General features: G+C 63.8%; 19 protein-coding genes. 10 read left to right on the top strand and 9 right to left on the bottom strand.

The features are described from left to right. Positions 1-39 precede the first annotated feature (39 nt). A complete protein-coding gene (locus ABQJ48_RS10985; protein WP_367837965.1) occupies positions 40-924 on the top strand; it encodes an EamA family transporter in 885 nt (294 codons plus the stop codon). Positions 925-1,015: 91 nt separating this feature from the next. Here ABQJ48_RS10985 and ABQJ48_RS10980 read toward each other — a convergent pair whose 3' ends face one another. Both ABQJ48_RS10980 and tsaE read right to left on the bottom strand, forming a co-directional pair. Continuing rightward, complete coding sequence (locus ABQJ48_RS10980; RefSeq protein ID WP_367837963.1) at positions 1,016-2,608, bottom strand: N-acetylmuramoyl-L-alanine amidase; 1,593 nt, start codon at positions 2,606-2,608, stop codon at positions 1,016-1,018. Further along, entirely contained in the window at positions 2,590-3,147 is a 558-nt protein-coding gene (gene tsaE / locus ABQJ48_RS10975; RefSeq protein WP_367837962.1) for a tRNA (adenosine(37)-N6)-threonylcarbamoyltransferase complex ATPase subunit type 1 TsaE, read from the bottom strand. The genes ABQJ48_RS10980 and tsaE overlap by 19 nt, the downstream gene beginning before the upstream one ends. Before the next feature lie 17 nt (positions 3,148-3,164). Here tsaE and queG point away from each other — a divergent pair, with 17 nt between their 5' ends. The 3 genes from queG to xerD all read left to right on the top strand — a co-directional run bounded on the left by queG (position 3,165) and on the right by xerD (position 5,960). After that, a complete protein-coding gene (queG, locus tag ABQJ48_RS10970) occupies positions 3,165-4,403 on the top strand; it encodes a tRNA epoxyqueuosine(34) reductase QueG (protein ID WP_367837960.1) in 1,239 nt (412 codons plus the stop codon). A 145-nt stretch (positions 4,404-4,548) separates the two neighbouring features. Beyond that, positions 4,549-5,019 carry a methylated-DNA--[protein]-cysteine S-methyltransferase gene (locus tag ABQJ48_RS10965; protein ID WP_367837958.1) on the top strand — a complete coding sequence of 157 codons (471 nt, stop codon included), beginning with the start codon at positions 4,549-4,551 and terminating at the stop codon, positions 5,017-5,019. Further along, positions 5,016-5,960 (top strand): site-specific tyrosine recombinase XerD, encoded by a 945-nt coding sequence (gene xerD / locus ABQJ48_RS10960; protein WP_367837956.1) that lies wholly within the window; start codon positions 5,016-5,018, stop codon positions 5,958-5,960. The genes ABQJ48_RS10965 and xerD overlap by 4 nt, the downstream gene beginning before the upstream one ends. 11 nt (positions 5,961-5,971) lie before the next feature. Here the strand turns inward: xerD and ABQJ48_RS10955 are convergent, their stop codons facing one another. Beyond that, positions 5,972-7,534: a class I adenylate-forming enzyme family protein gene (locus tag ABQJ48_RS10955; RefSeq protein ID WP_367837955.1), complete on the bottom strand. Its 1,563-nt coding sequence runs from the start codon at positions 7,532-7,534 to the stop codon at positions 5,972-5,974. Positions 7,535-7,668: 134 nt separating this feature from the next. Between ABQJ48_RS10955 and ybaK the strand changes: the two genes are divergently transcribed. Together ybaK and plsY are read left to right on the top strand one after the other, a co-directional pair. After that, complete coding sequence (gene ybaK, locus ABQJ48_RS10950; RefSeq protein ID WP_367837953.1) at positions 7,669-8,160, top strand: Cys-tRNA(Pro) deacylase; 492 nt, start codon at positions 7,669-7,671, stop codon at positions 8,158-8,160. 138 nt (positions 8,161-8,298) lie between these two features. Then, on the top strand, positions 8,299-8,934 hold the full coding sequence (plsY, locus tag ABQJ48_RS10945) for a glycerol-3-phosphate 1-O-acyltransferase PlsY (protein WP_367837951.1): 636 nt from the start codon (positions 8,299-8,301) through the stop codon (positions 8,932-8,934). Positions 8,935-9,279: 345 nt separating this feature from the next. Here plsY and ABQJ48_RS10940 read toward each other — a convergent pair whose 3' ends face one another. Beyond that, positions 9,280-9,765 carry a YajQ family cyclic di-GMP-binding protein gene (locus ABQJ48_RS10940; RefSeq protein WP_007180572.1) on the bottom strand — a complete coding sequence of 162 codons (486 nt, stop codon included), beginning with the start codon at positions 9,763-9,765 and terminating at the stop codon, positions 9,280-9,282. Positions 9,766-9,956: 191 nt separating this feature from the next. On the opposite strand from ABQJ48_RS10940, the gene murB reads away from it, so the two are divergent. Next, complete coding sequence (murB, locus tag ABQJ48_RS10935) at positions 9,957-11,006, top strand: UDP-N-acetylmuramate dehydrogenase (protein WP_367837949.1); 1,050 nt, start codon at positions 9,957-9,959, stop codon at positions 11,004-11,006. Positions 11,007-11,178: 172 nt separating this feature from the next. On the opposite strand, the gene ABQJ48_RS10930 is transcribed toward murB, so the two are convergent. Together ABQJ48_RS10930 and argF are read right to left on the bottom strand one after the other, a co-directional pair. Further along, the gene (locus ABQJ48_RS10930; protein WP_367837948.1) at positions 11,179-12,405 is read right to left on the bottom strand and encodes an argininosuccinate synthase; all 1,227 of its coding nucleotides are present in this window, start codon (positions 12,403-12,405) and stop codon (positions 11,179-11,181) included. A gap of 234 nt (positions 12,406-12,639) precedes the next feature. Further along, on the bottom strand, positions 12,640-13,569 hold the full coding sequence (gene argF, locus ABQJ48_RS10925; RefSeq protein ID WP_367837946.1) for an ornithine carbamoyltransferase: 930 nt from the start codon (positions 13,567-13,569) through the stop codon (positions 12,640-12,642). A 456-nt stretch (positions 13,570-14,025) separates the two neighbouring features. Here argF and ABQJ48_RS10920 point away from each other — a divergent pair, with 456 nt between their 5' ends. Continuing rightward, on the top strand, positions 14,026-14,370 hold the full coding sequence (locus ABQJ48_RS10920) for a DUF3579 domain-containing protein (RefSeq protein ID WP_367837944.1): 345 nt from the start codon (positions 14,026-14,028) through the stop codon (positions 14,368-14,370). Between the two features lie 208 nt (positions 14,371-14,578). Here the strand turns inward: ABQJ48_RS10920 and rpsT are convergent, their stop codons facing one another. Further along, the gene (gene rpsT, locus ABQJ48_RS10915; RefSeq protein ID WP_367837942.1) at positions 14,579-14,857 is read right to left on the bottom strand and encodes a 30S ribosomal protein S20; all 279 of its coding nucleotides are present in this window, start codon (positions 14,855-14,857) and stop codon (positions 14,579-14,581) included. A gap of 547 nt (positions 14,858-15,404) precedes the next feature. Here rpsT and murJ point away from each other — a divergent pair. Then, positions 15,405-16,955 (top strand): murein biosynthesis integral membrane protein MurJ, encoded by a 1,551-nt coding sequence (murJ, locus tag ABQJ48_RS10910; RefSeq protein WP_367837940.1) that lies wholly within the window; start codon positions 15,405-15,407, stop codon positions 16,953-16,955. A 5-nt stretch (positions 16,956-16,960) separates the two neighbouring features. After that, positions 16,961-17,803 carry a SirB1 family protein gene (locus tag ABQJ48_RS10905; RefSeq protein ID WP_367837938.1) on the top strand — a complete coding sequence of 281 codons (843 nt, stop codon included), beginning with the start codon at positions 16,961-16,963 and terminating at the stop codon, positions 17,801-17,803. 108 nt (positions 17,804-17,911) lie between these two features. Here ABQJ48_RS10905 and ABQJ48_RS10900 read toward each other — a convergent pair whose 3' ends face one another. Both ABQJ48_RS10900 and adk read right to left on the bottom strand, forming a co-directional pair. Next, on the bottom strand, positions 17,912-18,670 hold the full coding sequence (locus ABQJ48_RS10900; protein WP_367837937.1) for a 3-hydroxyacyl-CoA dehydrogenase: 759 nt from the start codon (positions 18,668-18,670) through the stop codon (positions 17,912-17,914). A 270-nt stretch (positions 18,671-18,940) separates the two neighbouring features. Beyond that, complete coding sequence (gene adk / locus ABQJ48_RS10895) at positions 18,941-19,606, bottom strand: adenylate kinase (protein ID WP_367837935.1); 666 nt, start codon at positions 19,604-19,606, stop codon at positions 18,941-18,943. Between the last annotated feature and the right edge of the window lie 215 nt (positions 19,607-19,821).

Below are 19,821 nucleotides of genomic sequence, written 5' to 3'. Positions count from 1 at the left end.
CGGTAAACTGCCGCATCGGATAACCAGATGGAGAACGGGATGTCACCCAAGGATTTGCTGCTCGCACTTGTGGTGGTCCTCGCGTGGGGCGTCAATTTCGTCGTGATCAAGGTGGGTCTGCATGGCGTGCCGCCGATGCTGCTCGGCGCATTGCGCTTCACGCTCGCCGCGGTGCCGGCGGTGTTCTTCGTCAAGCGCCCGAACTTGTCGTGGCGCTGGCTGTTCGCGTACGGCGCGACGATCTCCTTCGGTCAGTTCGCCTTTCTATTCTCGGCGATGTACGTCGGCATGCCGGCGGGGCTCGCTTCGCTGGTGCTGCAGGCGCAGGCATTTTTCACGCTGATGTTCGCGGCGCTGTTTCTGCATGAGCGCTTTCGCTTGCGCAACATCGGGGGTTTGCTGATCGCGGCGGGCGGACTCGCGGTGATCGGCCTGCAAGGCGGGGGCGCGATGACCGTCGCGGGTTTTGCGCTCACGCTGTGCGCGGCATGCATGTGGGCGCTCGGCAATATCGTCACCAAGAAAGTCGGCAACGTCGATCTGGTCGGGCTGGTGGTGTGGGGCAGTCTGATCCCGCCTCTGCCGTTCCTTGCCGCGTCGTGTCTGTTCGAAGGGCCGCAGCGCATCGTTGCCGCGCTCTCGGGCATCAGTGTCGTGTCGATCTTCGCGGTCGTGTATCTGGCGTTCATCGCAACGCTGCTCGGCTATGGCTTGTGGAGCCGTCTGCTGTCGCGCCATCCGGCGAGCCAGGTCGCGCCCTTTTCGCTGCTGGTGCCGATCGTCGGGCTGGCGTCGGCATGGCTTTTTCTCGATGAGCAGCTGAACGCGGTGGAAATTGCCGGCGCGTTGCTGGTGATGGCAGGGCTTGCGGTGAACGTGTTCGGCGGCGGCTGGGTCGTGCAGCGGCTGATGCCGGCGCGCTGAACGCCGGCCCCGGTGCACGCGCTGCACGAACAAACGGCCGCATCGAGCGGCCGTTTGTTTATTGCGTTGCTGCAGCGTGCGCGCCGAAGCATCATGTCATGCGGTTTTTCGCCAGCGGCGGATTGGCCGCGAAGTAGCGTTTGATGCCGTTCATGATCGCGTCGGCCATCTTGTCGCGATATGCGTCGTCGTTTAGACGGCGCTCCTCGTCCGGATTGCTGATGAAGGCGGTCTCCACGAGGATCGACGGAATATCCGGCGCTTTGAGCACGGCGAAACCGGCTTGTTCTACTGCGCCCTTGTGCAGCTTGTTGATCCCGCCGATTTCCTTGAGCACGAAGTTGCCGTAACGCATCGAGTCACGAATCTGCGCGGTGGTCGACATGTCGAACAGCGCGCGGTTCACGGTGGCGTCGGCGGACTTGACGTTGATGCCGCCAATCTCATCCGACGCATTTTCCTTGTTCGCCATCCAGCGTGCCGCGGCGCTCGACGCGCCGTGCTCCGACAACGCGAACACCGACGAACCTTTGGCCTCCGGCGTGGTGAACGCGTCGGCGTGGATCGACACGAACAGGTCCGCGCCGACGCGGCGGGCCTTCTGCACGCGCACGTTCAGCGGCACGAAGAAGTCGGCGTCGCGCGTCATCATCGAGCGCATGTTCGGCTGGGCGTCGATCTTCGCGCGCAGCTTCTTCGCTATGTCGAGCGCGACATGCTTTTCGTAAGTGCCTGAGCCGCCGATCGCGCCCGGATCTTCGCCGCCATGGCCCGGATCGATCGCGACGGTCAACAGGCGCACCGTGTTGCTCTTGCTCGACTTGGGCGTGCTGAACGCGTACGTGTCGTCGCCGCCTGCGTCGCCGCTGTCCGGATTGCGCGCGGTGTTGCCGCTGCTACCTTTGTTGCGTGCAAGCGCGGTGGGCGGCGCGAGCGGCGCGAAGGGCGCGCCCGGCGCCACCGGTTTGCCGGCGATGATGGGCGCGCCGGGCGCGGGCGCGCCATGCGCCGGCGCACGCGGCGCAACGTCGTTGCCGCCGCCGTTTTGCGCATAGCGTTCGAAGAACGCTTCGCTGTTGTCGGCGATCGGCGGCGTCGTGCCCGGCCCGCTCAGCGTAGCGGGCGGCACGCCGTTTTCTTCGTCCAGCGTTTGCTGCTTGCGCTCGGTTTGTGCGAGCAGATCCATCAGCGGATCGGGTGCGACTGCCGGATAGAGGTCGAACACCAGCCGGTACTTGTAGGCGCCCACCGGCGGCAGCGTGAACACCTGCGGTTTCACCGAACCCTTCAGGTCGAACACCATGCGCACCACGTGCGGCTGATATTGCCCAACCCGTACCGATGAAATCTGCGGATCGTTCGGCGTGATCTTCGAGACGAGATCCTTGAGCGCCTGATCGAGATCGAGCCCGCTCAGATCGACCACCAGCCGGTCCGGTCCCTGCAACAGTTGCTGGGCGTTCTGCAACGGCTGGTCCGATTCGATGGTCACGCGCGTGTAGTCGCGCGCCGGCCACACCCGCACGCCGAGCACCGAGCTGGCCATGGCCAGACGCGGGGCGACGAGACCCAGCACGAGCGTGGATGCGCCCGCCCGCAGAATCTGCCGGCGCCGCCAGTTATGCGTTGCGGTGGCCGCCGATTCGATCGAGCGGAACGGTTTGATCAACATCTTTCGAGACATGCCTTTCCTGATTCGCTGTATGCCCGTGCGACGAGTACGCGGCCGTTGCTCTCGCTGTCCAGGTCGAGCGAGAAGACGAGATCCGGCACGCCTAGCAGACGCCCCGCGCGTTGCGGCCATTCGACGAGGCAGATCGCGCCCCTGTCGAAATATTCGCGAAAGCCCGCGTCGGCCCATTCGGCCGGATCGGTGAATCTGTACAGATCGAAGTGATAGAGCGCGAGTTCCCCTGCGGGCCGCTCGAGCACATAAGGTTCGACCAGCGTGTAAGTGGGACTGCGCACGCGGCCGGTATGGCCGAGGCCGCGCAAAGTGGCGCGCACGAGCGTGGTCTTGCCCGCCCCGAGGTCGCCGACGAGCTGTACCTGCAGTCCGTGGAACGCGACGCCGCTGCCTGCGATTGCCGCGCGCAGGCTTTCGATCGCCTTCGCGAAGCGCTCGCCGAACGCGAGCGTGGCGGCCTCGTCCGCGAGCACGAAGTAGCGTTCGAGCAGGGCGGTGGCGGGCGGTTGAATCGCGTGATCGGGATTGACAGGCATTCTCGTAAAATGGCGTGATGAACCGAAGTCCGGAGTCCCCTGTTTCCAGCACGCCCGCGTCTGTCGACGCCGCGGGTGCCGCGCGTCGTTTCGATGAAGCGGCGCTCGATGCGCTCGCGCTGAACATCAAAAGCTGGGGCCGTGAACTGGGTTTCGGCGCGATCGGCATTAGCGACACCGATCTTTCCACGGCCGAAGCGCCGCTTGCAGCGTGGCTCGAAGCGGGGTGCCACGGCGAGATGGATTATATGGCGAAACACGGGATGAAACGCGCACGGCCGGCCGAGCTTGTGGCCGGCACGCTACGCGTGATCACCGCGCGCATCGCCTATTTGCCGTCCCAGACACTGCACGGTGCCGCCGCCGAAAGCACGACCGGCAACGGCCCGCTCGCGCGTGACTGGCGTACAGCGGAGCAGGCGCGGCTGGCGGACCCGTCCGCGGCGGTCGTGTCGATCTATGCGCGCGGCCGCGACTATCACAAGGTGATGCGTAACCGTTTGCAACATCTCGCCGAGAAGATCGAAGCCGAGATCGGTCCTTTCGGCCATCGCGTGTTCACGGATTCCGCGCCCGTGCTGGAAGTCGAACTGGCGCAGAAGGCGGGCATCGGCTGGCGCGGCAAGCACACGCTGCTGCTGCAACGCGATGCGGGGTCGCTCTTTTTCCTCGGGGAAATCTATGTCGACGTGCCGCTGCCGACCGATGCCGAAACCGTGCCCGAGGTGGCACCCGAAACGCCGGGCTCACATTGCGGCAGTTGTACGCGCTGCATCGGCGCGTGTCCGACCGGCGCGATCGTCGCGCCTTACAAGGTCGATGCGCGACTGTGCATCTCCTACCTCACGATCGAGCTGAAGGGCAGTATTCCGCTGGAAATGCGGCCGTTGATCGGCAATCGTGTGTATGGCTGCGACGATTGCCAGCTTGTTTGTCCGTGGAACAAGTTCGCGCAGGCCGCGCCGGTCGCCGATTTCGATGTGCGGCATGGGCTCGATCGCGCGTCGCTGGTCGAGTTGTTTGCGTGGAGCGCGCACGAGTTCGACACGCGCATGCAAGGCAGTGCGATTCGCCGCATCGGCTATGAGAGCTGGCTGCGCAATCTCGCGGTGGGGATGGGCAATGCGCTTCGCACCCCGCCCGGCAGCTTGAGTGCCGACGCTCGCGAGGCGATCGTGCGCGCGTTGCGCCAGCGCGTCGACGACCCGTCCGCCGTGGTGCGCGAGCATGTGCAATGGGCGTTGGAAGCGGCGTAGAGTAGCGGCAGACCGGCGAGCTGCGATTGTCGAAAGTGGTTTGCACGAGGCGTGTGGGCGGTGCGTTTGGTCTGCGACACCAGCGTCGCGCGCAAGTCCGCCAGCTTGCAAGCCGGAACGCCGCATCAATGAGGAGCAGGCAATCATGTTCAACGCAGTGATCGATGCGCCGTTCGGCAAGGTCGGCATTCGAGTCGCTGGCGCGGCCGTGCGCGAGATCGTCTATCTGCCGGGCTCGGTGCAAAGCGTCGCGCCCAACACGCCGCTGGCTCAGCAGGCGGTCGAGCAGATCGAGCGTTATTTCGACTGCGCATCCGCGCGGTTCGACTTGCCGCTGGCGCCGCTCGGCACCCCGTTCCAGCGACGCGTGTGGCAGGCGCTCTGCGACATTGCGCCCGGCGTCGTGATGACCTACGGGCAGTTGGCCAGGCAGTTGGGCAGCGTGCCGCGCGCGGTGGGCCAGGCTTGCGGCGCCAATGACTTTCCAATCGTAATTCCGTGTCACCGGGTGGTGAGTTCCAGCGGTATCGGCGGGTTCGCGCATCACGCCGAAGAGGGCTTCTACCGCAACGTCAAGCGCTGGCTGCTGGCGCATGAAGGCATTCCCTACACATGAGCGATATCACTGCTGAAGGCGCGAGCGTCGCGTCGTCTTCCTCACCCGAACTCGTGACGAGCCATGCGTCGATCGACGCGTTTTGCGACGCGCTGTGGCTCGAACACGGCCTATCGCGCAACACGCTCGACGCGTACCGCCGCGATCTGCGGCTCTTCTGCGAATGGCTCGCGGCCAGACGCAACGCGTCGCTCGACAGCGCCAGCGAGGCGGACCTGAACGCATACAGTGCGGCGCGGTACAAGGACAAATCGACGTCGGCAAACCGGCGGCTTTCCGTGTTTCGCCGCTATTACGCGTGGGCGGTTCGCGAGCATCGCGCGACAGTCGACCCGACGTTGCGCATCCGCTCGGCCAGGCAAGCACCGCGTTTTCCGTCGACGCTGAGCGAAGCGCAGGTCGAAGCGCTGCTCGGCGCGCCCGACATCGGCACGCCGCTCGGTCTGCGCGATCGCACGATGCTCGAGTTGATGTACGCAAGCGGTCTGCGCGTCACCGAACTGGTCACGCTGAAGACGGTGGAAGTGGGGTTGAACGACGGCGTGGTGCGCGTGATGGGCAAGGGCTCGAAAGAGCGCCTGATTCCGTTCGGCGAAGAAGCGCACGGGTGGATCGAACGCTATCTGCGCGAGGCCCGGCCGGCGCTGCTCGGCGCACGCGCGGCAGACGCGCTGTTCGTGACGAGCCGCGCCGAAGGCATGACGCGCCAGCAGTTCTGGAACATCGTCAAGCGACACGCGGCGGCGGCCGGGGTGCATGCGCCGTTGTCGCCGCATACGCTGCGGCACGCGTTCGCCACGCATCTGCTCAATCACGGCGCCGACCTGCGCGTGGTGCAGCTGCTGCTCGGCCACACCGATATCTCGACCACGCAGATCTACACGCACGTGGCCCGCGAACGGTTGAAGTCGCTGCATGCGGCGCATCATCCCCGGGGGTGACGCACGGGGAGTCAGACGAGCTCGCGCAAGCGATGTTTGAGGATCTTGCCGGTCGACGCAGCCGGCAGCGCGGCGAGCACCTTCAATTCGGCGGGCCGCTTGTATGGCGCGAGACGCTCGCCGCACCACGCGATCAACTCAGCGGGTGTCACGTCCGCACCCGCGGACAATTCCACGAAGGCGACAACTTCCTCGTTGCCCTCGACTGGACGACCGATCACCGCCGACTGCACAACCTGCGGATGCGCGTTGAGCACCTGTTCGACTTCGGCCGGATAGACGTTGAACCCTGAGCGGATGATCAGTTCCTTGCTGCGCCCGACGATATGCAGCGCACCGTCCGGGTCTTGCCGCGCAAGATCGCCGGTCCTGAGCCAGCCGTCTTCGGTCACGGCCGCGCGCGTCTGCTGCGGGTTGCGGTAGTAGCCGAGCATCACGTTCGGCCCGCGCACCCATAACTCGCCGATCTCGCCCTGCGCGGCAGCCACGCCGTCGAGTCCGACGAACTTCACTTCGACGCCCGGAATGACCTCGCCCACGGAGCAGTCGCTGCGCGGCGCGTCGAGCATCGTGTGCGAAACCGTCGGGCTGCTCTCAGTCATCCCATAGCCGTTGTGCAGCGGCAGACCGTAGACGGCTTCGACCTGCGCCTTGAGCGCGGCGTCGAGCGGCGAGCCGCCCGAATAAGCGAAGCGAAGATGTGGCGCGGACCATGCGAGCCCATGCTCGCGCAGATGCTCGAGCAGTTTGGCGTGCATGGCCGGCACGCCCTGGAAGATCGAGACGCGTTCGTCGGCGAGCGCGCGGCGCACGGCCTCTGGGTCGAAGCGCGGCGCGAGCCGCAAGGACGCGCCTGCTTGCAGGCTGCCCAGACAAACAGACGCGAAGCCGTACACGTGCGAGATAGGCAGCACCGCGTAGACCACGTCGTCTGGCCCGACCTTGCGCAGGCGGCTGGAGACCGCCGCGATGTACAGCAGATTACGATGCGACAGCATCACGCCTTTCGGTGCGCCGGTGGTGCCGGTGGTATAGATCAGCGCCGCGCACTGGCGGTCGCTCGCGGCTTCGACCGGTTCGGCCTGGACCGCCTTGTCGACCGTGTACGACCATGCGCCGATGTCCGGGGTGAAGGACGGCGCGTCCGTTGCCCGATGGCGCTCGGCGTGCCGCCGGGCATCGGCGGAGCTTTGCGCCGCGTAGGCGACCACGCGGGGCTGCGCATGGGCGCGAATCGAGTCGAGTTCAGCGGCGGACAGCCGCGCATTCGACACCAGCGCCCACGCGTCGAGCCGAGCGGTCGCGAACAGCAGCACGATCTGCGCGATGCTGTTCTCCGCGACGATCATCACACGATCGCCGCCGCGCACACCCCATTCGCGAAACAGCGCGGTGACGGCGTCGACGGCTTGCAGCAGTTGCGCGCGGGTCAGTCGGCGCGCATCCTCGATCAACGCAATGTGCTGTGGATCGCGCGCGGCGGCGAGCGCCGGAATGTCCGCGATGCGCGCGGGCAGCGCGGCCAGCAGGGCAGGGACGTCGATGGTGGAGCGGATGGACGAAACGGGGCTCAACGCTGTCTCCTGAAAACGATTTGCGCGGCGCGCGGTGCGCCGCATTTCCGAACGATCGTGCCACAGCCGCCGGACCCGCACAATCGGCCGTTCGGCGAATAGCCGTTGCGCAAACTGGCCATTACAATGCGCCGATGAGCAAACTCAGACACGTCTCCGAAACGCCCGCCACACAGTTTCTGCGCCGTCATGGCGTCGCCTTCGGCGAGCATCCTTACGACTATGTCGAGCAGGGCGGCACTGGCGAGTCGGCGCGCCAGCTCGGCGTGGACGAACATCATGTCGTAAAGACGCTGGTCATGGAGGACGAGCACGCCAAGCCGCTGATCGTGCTGATGCACGGCGACCGCACCGTCAGCACCAAGAACCTCGCGCGACAGATCGGCGCGAAGCGCGTCGAGCCATGCAAGCCCGAGGTGGCGAGCCGGCATTCCGGCTATCTGATCGGCGGCACGTCGCCGTTCGGCACCCGCAAGTCGATGCCCGTCTATGTCGAGTCGACCATCCTCGAGATGGAGCGGATCTGGCTGAATGGCGGCCGGCGCGGTTTTCTCGTCAGCATCGAGCCGACGGTGCTGACCGAACTGCTGCGCGCGCAGACGGTCGAGTGCGCGAGCGTCGATTGACGTTTGCGCGGATGTCTTACGGGGGGGCCGCGTTCGGTAGAATATGCGCCGCTTCGTTTCGACTTGCATGTTCTGCTGTGCTCCCCGTTGCGGTCGGGGTGTCGAAGTTCAGACCGCGGTTTTTTATATGAGTCCCAGATGCAAAACCTGATCGCTGCTGTCGTTGCCTATCTGATCGGTTCCGTGTCGTTCGCCGTGATCGTGAGCGCTGCGATGGGCCTGGACGACCCGCGCTCGTATGGCTCGGGCAATCCGGGGGCCACCAACGTGCTGCGCAGCGGCAGCAAGACGGCGGCGATTCTCACGCTGATCGGCGACGCCCTCAAGGGCTGGCTCCCAGTATGGTTGGCCGTGCATTTCGGCGCACGCTACGGACTCGACGATACGTCGGTGGCGCTCGTGTCGGTTGCCGTGTTTCTCGGTCACCTGTATCCGGTGTTTTTCCGTTTCAGAGGCGGCAAGGGCGTGGCGACCGCGGCGGGCGTGCTGCTCGCAATCAATCCGACGCTCGGCGTCGCGACGCTGCTGACCTGGCTGATCGTCGCGTTCTCTACGCGTTATTCGTCGCTGGCAGCGTTGGCCGCCGCAGTATTCGCGCCGCTCTTCTATGCGTTCCTGTTCGGGCCGCGGGTGATCGCGCTGGCGATCGTCGTGATGAGTTCGTTTCTGGTGTGGCGTCATCGCGGCAACATCGCCAAGCTGATGCACGGGCAGGAAAGCCGGATAGGGGATAAGAAGAAGGCGGCCAGTACGGCGGCGCAGAACGATCTCTGAAATTGACAGCGTTCCGATCTGGGGCTTTTGAAGCTTGAGGCTTTCGACGCTCGAGGCTTTGGGGTCTTCGGACGCCGGGTGCCGTGTATCGGCGAGGCGGTGCCGTGAGGATGCGGTTTGCTCGCGTCAATAGCAGATTCGGCGCGGGTGGCGCGCCGCAGGACCACCTCGCGAGAACCAGATGCCATTGGGGCGGCTCGCCGACAGATAGCGGGCGCTTCGTCCTGGGCGCGCGGGCACCGCGAACCGGTGGGTCACTAGCAAACTGGCGCGGCCCTCGGCGTGCTTTTACGGTTACGGCGCCACCCGTTTCCCAGAACACGCATCGACACAGCGCCCCTTGGGTCAGTCGCGGAAGTTGTTGAAGTCGAGGGGCGTATCGGTCACGTCCTTGCGCAACATCGCGATCACGCTTTGCAGGTCGTCGCGCTTGCCGCCGGTGATGCGCACGGCGTCGCCCTGAATGCTCGCCTGCACCTTGATCTTGCTGTCTTTCACGAGGCGCACGATTTTCTTCGACAGGTCGCCGGAAACACCCTTCTTGATCTTGATCACCTGCTTGACCTTGTCGCCGCCGATCTTCTCGATCTTGCCGTAGTCGAGGAAGCGCACATCCACGTTGCGCTTGGCCATCTTCGACAGCAGCACGTCTTTCACCTGGCCGAGCTTGAAATCGTCGTCGGCGTAAGCGGTGATTTCGTTTTCCTTATGTTCTACGCGCGCGTCCGACCCTTTGAAGTCGAAGCGCGTGGAAATTTCCTTGTTGGACTGCTCGATCGCGTTCTTCACTTCGATCATGTTCGCTTCGCAGACGACGTCGAACGATGGCATTGCATTCTCCCAATAGTGCTGAGCTGCGTGACGCAGCCGGTCGGCCACGCACGGGGCCACTCGCTATAATCACGGACCGGACGTCATTTTACCGACGCCGCCTCCTTTTGCCCAAGCCCGCAGCATTGTCGCGCGGCCCGGTTGCGATCTGGTCTTTATCTTTCATTCGCTGGTTCATTGTTCCGATTCCGATGTCCCAATCCGATTTTGCCGCGTTCACTGCCAGCTATCCGCTCAAGGCGCACAACACCTTCGGCTTCGATGTGCGTGCGCAGTTCGCGTGCCGGATCGAGCGCGAAGCGCAATTAATGGCCGCGGTGCGCGACGCGCGCGCGGCCGGGCTGCCGCGACTCGTGTTGGGCGGCGGCAGCAACGTCGTGCTGACCGGCGATTTCGCCGGGCTGGTGCTGCTCGTGGCGCTGCGCGGCCGCCGCGTGCTGCGCGAGGACGACGACGCCTGGTACGTCGAAGCGGCCGCCGGCGAACCGTGGCACGAGTTCGTCGCCTGGACGTTGTCGCAAGGGATGCCCGGCCTCGAAAACCTCGCGCTGATTCCGGGCACCGTGGGCGCCGCGCCGATCCAGAACATCGGCGCGTACGGTCTGGAAATGGGCGAGCGCTTCGCGTCGCTGCGCGCGGTCGAGCTGGCCACGGGCGAGGCCGTCGAACTGGACGCGCACGCTTGCCGCTTTGGCTATCGCGACAGTTTCTTCAAGCGCGAAGGGCGTGAGCGGTTCGTGATCACCGCAGTGACGTTCAGGTTGCCGAAGCTTTGGCAGCCGCGCGCCGGTTACGCCGATCTGGCGCGCGAGCTGGCCGCTGCCGGCTATGCCGGTGACGCCTGCAAGCCGGCGACCGCGCAGGCCATCTTCGACGCGGTGGTGGCCGTGCGGCGCGCGAAGCTGCCCGATCCGCTGCACCTCGGCAACGCTGGGAGCTTCTTCAAGAATCCGGTCGTCGACGCGGCGCAGTTCGATGCGTTAAAGCGCAATGAGCCGGACGTCGTGTCCTACCCTCAGCCGGACGGCACGGTGAAACTCGCCGCAGGCTGGCTGATTGACCGGTGCGGCTGGAAGGGCCGTGCGATGGGCGCGGCCGGCGTGCACGAGAGGCAGGCGCTGGTGCTCGTGAATCGCGGCGGGGCGAGCGGCGCGGAAGTGTTGGCGCTCGCTGGCGCGATCCGGCGCGACGTGTCGGAGCGATTCGGCGTGGAGTTGGAGGCCGAGCCGGTGTGTTTGTGAGCGCGTTGGTCTTGCTGAATGCGCGGCTCGAGGAAGTTACAGACCTTTGAAATGGAAAAAGGCGCACGGAGAAAACTCCGGGCGCCTTTTATCGTGCGCTTCCTGGCCAGGGCCGCGCGTTATGGCGGCTGACCGAGCCTGCCGCAGGTTCAGCCTTCACTGCGAAGCGCTATCAGCCGCGTTGACGGCGAGCGTTCTCCGCAATCCGCATACGCAGTGCGTTGAGCTTGATGAAACCGCCGGCATCCGCCTGGTTGTATGCGCCGCCGTCGTCGTCGAACGTGGCGATGGTCTTGTCGAACAAGGTTTCCTTCGAATCCCGCGCGACCACCGAGACGCTGCCCTTGTACAACTTCACGCGCACCCAGCCGTTGACTTTCTCTTGCGTGTGGTCGATCAATACCTGGAGCGCACGGCGCTCCGGGCTCCACCAGTAGCCGTTGTAAATCAGCGATGCGTAGCGGGGCATCAGATCGTCTTTCAGGTGCGCGACTTCACGGTCGAGCGTGATCGATTCGATGCCGCGGTGCGCCTTCAGCATGATCGTGCCGCCCGGCGTTTCATAGCAGCCGCGCGACTTCATGCCCACATAGCGGTTCTCCACCAGATCCAGACGGCCGATACCGTGCTTGCCGCCCAGGCGGTTGAGCTCAGTCAGCATTTCCGCCGCCGACAGACGCTTGCCGTTGATCGAGACGGGATCGCCGTGCTCGTACTCGATGTCGAGGTATTCAGCCTGGTCCGGCGCCTGTTCCGGCGACACGGTCCAGCGCCACATATCCGCTTCGGCTTCCGCCTTCGGGTCTTCCAGGTGACGGCCTTCGAACGAGATATGCAGCAGGTTCGCGTCCATCGAGTATGGCGCGCCGCCTTGCTTGTGTTTCATTTCGATTGGAATGCCGGCTTTTTCCGCGTACGCGAGCAGCTTTTCGCGCGACAGCAAATCCCACTCGCGCCACGGTGCGATCACCTTGATGCCCGGCTCCAATGCGTAGTAGCCGAGTTCGAAGCGAACCTGGTCGTTGCCCTTGCCGGTTGCGCCGTGCGACACCGCTTGCGCGCCGGTGGCGCGCGCGATCTCGATCTGACGCTTGGCGATCAGCGGACGCGCGATCGAGGTGCCCAGCAGATACTCGCCTTCATAGACGGTGTTAGCGCGGAACATCGGGAACACGAAGTCGCGCACGAATTCTTCGCGCAGGTCTTCGATAAAAGTGTTTTCCTGCTTGATGCCAAGCTGCAGGGCTTTTTTGCGCGCCGGCTCCAGTTCCTCGCCTTGGCCAATGTCGGCCGTGAACGTGACGACTTCGGCGTCGTAATTGTCCTGCAACCACTTCAAAATGACGGAGGTGTCGAGGCCGCCCGAATAGGCGAGCACGACTTTCTTGATATCGCTCATGGTGAACTCGTGACTGGAAAAAGCGGGAAAACAACGCGCACGGGCGGTTCCCGGAGCGCGGAAAGGCGCTATTTTGACACTAAAACGACTCGTGCCCGCGCTTTTGAGATTCGGCCATGCGGCCGGGTCCGTTTCGCAACAGAGGGCCGCGGCTCCATGCGCAGCGCCGAAGAGGACGCGGGCCTCTTATCCAGGGCCCGCTGACGCTTCACGCAGATGCTCAGAGCGGCTCGCTCAGTGATTCAGCTTGCCCAACAGGAGATATTCCAACAGTGCCTTTTGCACGTGCAGACGGTTTTCCGCTTCGTCCCATACGACGCTTTGCGGCCCGTCGATCACTTCCGCGCTGACCTCCTCGCCACGGTGGGCCGGCAGGCAGTGCATAAACAGCGCATTCGGATCGGCGCGCGCCATCATTTCCGCGTCGACGCACCAGTCCGCGAAGGCTTTCTTGCGCGCTTCATTCTCGGCTTCGAAGCCCATGCTGGTCCACACGTCGGTCGTGACCAGGTCGGCGCCCGCGCAAGCCTCGTTGGGGTCGTCGAATTCTTCGTAGAACGGCGCGCTTTCTGCGGCGACCATCGCCCGGTCGAGCTTGTAGCCCGGCGGTGTGGACAGGCGCAGCTTGAAGCCGAGAATCTGCGCCGCTTCGATCCACGTGTACAGCATGTTGTTCGCGTCGCCGACCCAAGCGACCGTCTTGCCGCGAATCGGACCGCGATGCTCGAAGTACGTGAAGATGTCGGCCAGCACCTGGCACGGGTGATATTCGTTGGTCAGCCCGTTGATCACCGGCACACGCGAATTCTCCGCGAAGCGCTGGATGATGTCCTGACCGAACGTGCGAATCATGATGATGTCGACCATGCGCGAGATCACCTGCGCGGCGTCTTCGATCGGTTCGCCGCGACCGAGCTGCGTGTCGCGCGTATTCATGAAGACCGCGTGGCCGCCCAGCTGGAAGATGCCCGCTTCAAACGACAGGCGCGTGCGCGTCGAATTCTTCTCGAAGATCATCGCCAGCGTACGGTCGTGCAGCGGATGGTAAGTCTCGTAGTTCTTGAACTTGCGCTTCAGGATGCGCGTGCGTTCGAGGACGTACTCGTAGTCGTCCAGCGAGAAATCCTTGAACTGCAGATAGTGGCGAATTTTCTTGGCGGTCATGAAACAAAATACGGCGGTCTCACCCGGCACGATTGCCGGACGGCGCCGCCGTCGGATGTGGTAACTCAATGCAGCATAAAGGATTTCGCCACGTTTGACGAGTCGGCCAAAAGGCTGCGCAAGCCGTCTGAAAGGCTCTTGAGGCGCTCCGCCGAAGCTTGTGTGCGCTGCGGAAAAAGCCTCGCTGCGCTATAATCTACGGGTTATCCCAAAGCCCAGCAGGGTGGTACTTCGTTTGCGGGAGACGGCTCGGCAGGCGCGCCAGGCTTGCTCGCGGTGCACCGTCATGACCAGCGCAGGGACGGCGCCGCCCGCCCTCGATTCTCCCGATAGCGCAGTTCGGCATCGCGGTGTATAGCCAGCGCGGCGACCCGGCGCGACCGGCGGCGGCTTGTGTTGAGCGGGCGCCTCGTCGGCTTGCGTCATCCCGTTGGGCAGTCACACAGGTATTCCTACATGGCCGAAGCAGCTCCAATCGAATATTTCATTCAGGGCATCACGTCGACGGGAAAAAAGTTTCGGCCGAGCGACTGGTCGGAGCGGCTCGCAGGCGTGATGGCGTCTTTTGGTACCGGTGTGAGAAAGGGGCCGAACGCGTACATGCAGTACTCGCCGTATGTGCGGCCGACCATGATCGGCGATCTCAAGTGCGTGATTCTGGATTCGCGCTTGCGCGACATCGAACCCATGGCATTCGATTTCGTCCTCAATTTTGCGAAAGACAACGATCTAGTGGTGACGCAAGCGTGCGAGTTACAACTCGAGCACCCCGAGCCGAAGGCCAAAAGGCACGTGATTTAACGCAAGCTTCCCGCCAGGCAAAAGAAAAAACCCGCAAACGGCGGGTTTTTTTGTACCTGAGGCGAGGCGTTCCGTGGGGCGGCGGCGAGCAACATGGCAGTCGAGCCTCGCCACGTCTGCGCCGAGTACCAAGCAAAAAAGCCCGCCGAAGCGGGCCTTTCTGTGCAGCGGAAACAGGAGGTCGCCCACCGAAGCGGGCTGACCGCAATTACTGGGCTGCGGACGCCTGCAGACCCTTGATGGCTGCAGCCAGACGGCTCTTATGGCGAGCAGCCTTGTTCTTATGAACGATTTTCTTGTCGGCGATGATGTCGATGGTCTTCGACGATGCGAGGAAGATTTCAGCGGCCTTGGCCTTGTCGCCGGCGTCGATCGCCTTGCGCACAGCCTTGATGGCCGTGCGGAACTTCGAGCGCAGTGCCGAGTTGTGCGAGTTTGCCTTGGCGGCCTGGCGGGCGCGCTTGCGTGCTTGTGCGGAGTTAGCCATGACGGTTCCTTATCCTGTTCCTGTTTCCAGTACCTGACCTTCAAGTGGTGAGGTGCTGCTTTTAATCCGAACTCCTGGAAGCGATTGCCCAAGAGCGCAAAAAGTGTCGAAAAATTCGATCGAAACTACGCGAAGGCTTGCCGGCGTTTTCAGCTTCTGGAGGATCTCGGCGAGGCTGCGTGAGACCAACCCCTTGTCTGCTTCCTCTGCACCCGTGGGCGCGTCCGAAAACTGAGCGAGCTTCGAAACCGGCGATTATAGCAACAAAATCAGTCATGTGGCAACGGCACTGCGCACCGGGACTGCTCGGCACCGCGCGATGCCGTCGCGCGCCGGTCGGCGGGCGTGCGGTAAACCAGGCCCTGACAGTGCAGTGGCGCGAAACGGCATAGGTGCTTCGCGCGAACTCGTGCGAGGCGCCATGAGCCGGCAAGCCGCAAAAAGTGCGGCGATTTGCCCGGCCGATCGAACGTATGCGAAGCAAATCGGTCCGATTCGCGTTCCAGCTCGTCGTCCGCACTTGCGGCACCCGTATAATAAGCGCCCCATGAATCTAATCCGAGCCCTGCTGACGGTCAGCGGCTTCACGCTGCTGTCGCGCGTGACCGGACTGGCCCGCGAAACGCTGATCGCTCGCGCGTTCGGCGCCAGTCAATACACCGACGCATTCTACGTCGCCTTCCGAATCCCGAACCTGCTGCGCCGCATCTCCGCCGAAGGCGCGTTCTCCCAGGCCTTCGTCCCGATCCTCGCCGAGTTCAAGAACCAGCAAGGCCACGACGCCACCAAGGCGTTGGTCGACGCAACCTCGACCGTGCTCGCATGGGCGCTGGCGGTGCTTTCGCTACTCGGCGTGGCGGGCGCGTCGGCCGTGGTGTTCGCAGTCGCGTCGGGTCTCGCCCACGAAGGCCATGCGTATGCGCTCGCGGTCACGATGACGCGCATCATGTTCCCGTACATCATCTTCATCTCGCTGACCTCGCTGGCCTCGAGCGTCCTGAACACGTACAAGAACTTCTCGCTGCCCGCGTTCGCGCCGGTGCTGTTGAACGTAGCGTTCATCGTCGCGGCTGCGTTCGTCGCGCCGCGTTTGCAAACGCCGGTCTATGCGCTCGCATGGGCGGTGATCGCCGGCGGCATCCTGCAGTTCATCGTGCAACTGCCCGGTCTGAAGAAGATCGACATGGTGCCGCGCATCGGCCTGAACCCGGTGCGGGCGCTCGCGCATCGCGGCGTGAAGCGGGTGTTGTCGAAGATGGTGCCGGCGATGTTCGCCGTGTCGGTCGCGCAGATCAGCCTGATCATCAACACCAACATCGCGTCGCGCATCGGGCCGGGCGCGGTGTCGTGGATCAATTACGCCGACCGGCTGATGGAGTTCCCGACCGCGCTGCTCGGCGTCGCGCTCGGCACGATCCTGCTGCCGAGCCTCTCGAAGGCTCACGTCGACGCCGATTCACACGAGTATTCATCGCTGCTCGACTGGGGGCTGCGCGTTACGTTCCTGCTGGCCGCGCCAAGCGCGGTGGCGCTGTTCTTCTTCGCGCAACCGTTGACCGCCGTGCTGTTCAACTACGGCAAGTTCGACGGCAACTCGGTCGTGATGGTCAGCCGCGCGCTGGCCGCGTACGGCGTCGGTCTGATCGGCCTGATTCTGATCAAGATCCTCGCACCCGGTTTCTACGCCAAGCAGGACATCAAGACGCCGGTGAAAATCGGCATCGGCGTGCTGATCGTCACGCAGTTGAGCAACCTGGTGTTCGTGCCGGTTTTCGCGCATGCGGGGCTCACGCTGAGCGTCGGGCTCGGCGCTTGCGTCAATGCATTGCTGCTGTTTCTCGGCCTGCGCAAGCGCGGCATCTATATGCCGTCGAGCGGCTGGCTCCAATTTTTCGTGCAATTATTCGGCGCCTGTCTGGTGCTGGCGGGCGCGATGCGTTGGCTCGCGATCAGTTTCGACTGGATCGCGATGCATCAGCAGCCGGTCGAGCGCATGGCGCTGCTGGGCGCGTGCCTCGTGCTGTTCGCAGCGTTATATTTCGGTATGCTGTGGCTGATGGGCTTTAAGTACGCGTATTTCAAGAGGCGAGTGAAGTGATCACGATGACGCGAGTTCTCGATTATTTCAGCACGCTCGTGGCCGAAGACGAGAGCCTGCCGTTGACCGAGACGGCGCTCTCTCTGGCGCAGGACGCTTATCCCGATCTCGACCTGCAAGCCGCGCTGGCCGAGATCGACGAGCTGGTGGTCCGTCTGCGGCGGCGTATGCCGGACGACGCCGACATCAGGCAGAAGGCGGGCATACTGAACCGGTTCTTCTTCCGCGAGCTGGGCTTTGCCAGCAATCTCAACGACTATTACGACCCCGATAACAGTCATCTGAATGCGGTGCTCAAACGCCGCCGCGGCATTCCGATTTCGCTCGCGGTGTTGTACCTGGAGATGGCCGAGCAGATCGGCATTCCGGTGCGCGGCGTGTCGTTCCCCGGGCACTTCCTGCTGCGTGTCACCACACCCGACGGCGAAGTGATGCTCGACCCTACCACCGGCCATTCGCTGACCGAGGCTCAGATGGTGGAGATGCTGGAGCCCTATGTGGCGTCGGCGGGCGAGTCGGTGAGCCGGGCGCTGCGCATGCTCCTGCAACCGGCCACGCGGCGCGAGATCATCGCGCGGATGCTGCGCAACCTGAAGTCCATTTATCTGCAGACGGAGCGTTGGCAGCGCTTGCTGGGCGTCCAGCAACGGCTTGTGATCCTGCTGCCCGAAAACATCGAAGAGGTGCGCGATCGCGGCTTTGCGTATGCGCGGCTCGACTACCTGCGTCCGGCGGTCGAAGACCTGGAAAGCTATCTGTGCGACCGGCCGGATGCAGAGGACGCAACCATAGTGGAGTCGCAGTTGCACGAGTTGCGCCAACGCACGCAGCACGACGATCGCGACTAGCTGAATTACGCTGCGAGAGCCCCAAAACGGAAAACGCCTGCTCATGATTCATGGGCAGGCGTTTTTTTGCGTGCGCCGCGCTCGGGCAACGCGCAGGCGCCGCGCGGCTTACTTCGGCTGCATGCGGATCGCGCCGTCCAGACGAATGACTTCGCCGTTGAGCATCGGATTGTCGAGGATCTGCTTGGCCAGCATCGCGTATTCGGCCGGTTTGCCCAGGCGCGGCGGGAACGGCACCATGGCGCCCAGCGCGTCCTGCACTTCCTGCGGCATGCCGAGCAGCATCGGCGTTTCGAAGATGCCCGGCGCGATGGTCATTACGCGGATTCCGCTGCGCGACAGGTCGCGCGCGATCGGCAGGGTCATGCCCACCACGCCGCCCTTCGACGCCGCATAGGCGGCCTGGCCCATCTGGCCGTCATATGCGGCGACCGATGCGGTATTGATGATCACGCCGCGCTCGCCGAGCGCATTCGGCTCGTTCTTGGACATGGCCGCGGCGGCGAGCCGGATCATGTTGAACGTGCCGATCAGATTGATCGAGATGGTGCGCGCGAAGGAGTCGAGCGGATGCGGGCCGTCCTTGCCGACGGTTTTGGTGGCCGGCGCGACGCCCGCGCAGTTGATCAGGCCGCGCAACGCGCCGAGCTTCGTTGCGGTTTCGACGGCTTGCATGCCGTCGTCTTCGCGGCTGACGTCGCATTTGACGAAGACGCCGCCGAGTTCCTTCGCGAGCGCCTCGCCAGCCGCCTGATTCAAGTCGGCGAGCACCACCTTGCCGCCGTTTTCGACGAGAATGCGCGCGGTGGCGGCGCCAAGGCCCGAAGCACCACCGGTGATCAGGAATGCATTGTCGCGAATCTCCATGTCTTCTCCTTGGCTACGGTTATTCAGCTATGTCTCGATGGAATATCTTTTCGATGGTCGATTGTAGCGGCTATGTTGCGGCGCGGAAAGCGACGCATCAGTGGGCGCGAGTGGCGCGCGGTGTCGGGCGGATCGAACGCAAACCGATACGCAGACCTAACTAACCGATGCCGGGATGCGTACCGCGTGCCCGCAACGCGCGCCGCGCACTGCGAAAAAAACCCGCCGGCGCGGGCGGGTTTTTATACGACGCAAACAGTCGGCAGCGAGCTACTTCAACGCGTCCAACGCGCGAGCCCGAATTTCATCGACGCTGCCAAGGCCCGAAATACGGCGGTACTGTGGCGCCTTGAGCGCGGTTGACGGATCGCCGTTCGTGGCCCAGTTGTTGTAATACTCGATCAGCGGCTTGGTTTGCGCTTCGTACACTTCCAGGCGCTTGCGAACCGTTTCTTCCTTGTCGTCGTCGCGCTGGATCAGCGGCTCACCGGTTACGTCGTCCAAACCCTCGACCTTCGGCGGATTGAACTTGACGTGATAGGTGCGGCCCGAAGCGGCGTGCGAACGGCGGCCACTCATACGTACGATGATCTCCTCGAACGGCACGTCGATTTCGAGCACGTAGTCGATCGCGACGCCAGCCTGCTTCATTGCCTCCGCTTGCGGAATGGTGCGCGGAAAACCGTCGAACAGATAGCCGTTTGCGCAGTCCGGCTGCTGCAGGCGTTCTTTCACGAGGTTGATGATCAGCTCGTCGGTGACCAGCTCGCCCGCGTCCATGAAGCGCTTTGCTTCGAGACCGAGCGGCGTGCCGGCCTTGACCGCCGCGCGCAGCATGTCACCCGTGGAAATTTGCGGAATGCCGAATTTTTCCTTGATGAAGTTTGCCTGGGTGCCTTTCCCCGCTCCGGGAGCACCCAAAAGGATCAAACGCATGTGATATCTCCAGATCTATGTGAATTCTTTGGGGACGCGGCATGCTCCCACGATTTGCCCAAGGACCCGCATCGGTTGCCGTTGCGATAGCCGCGCTGCACGTCTACATCGATCCGATGACGACGGCGCTGCAAGACGCGCAACGGTGCGACCGGGTAAAACCCGAGCTTCGTTGGTAACGGGAGGTGCGCTGAACCGTCCGATTATGCCATGGG

Origin of the sequence: Paraburkholderia suaedae, assembly GCF_040812055.1 — a bacterium.
Lineage (GTDB): Bacteria > Pseudomonadota > Gammaproteobacteria > Burkholderiales > Burkholderiaceae > Paraburkholderia.
This window is presented reverse-complemented; position numbering and strand designations above follow the sequence as displayed.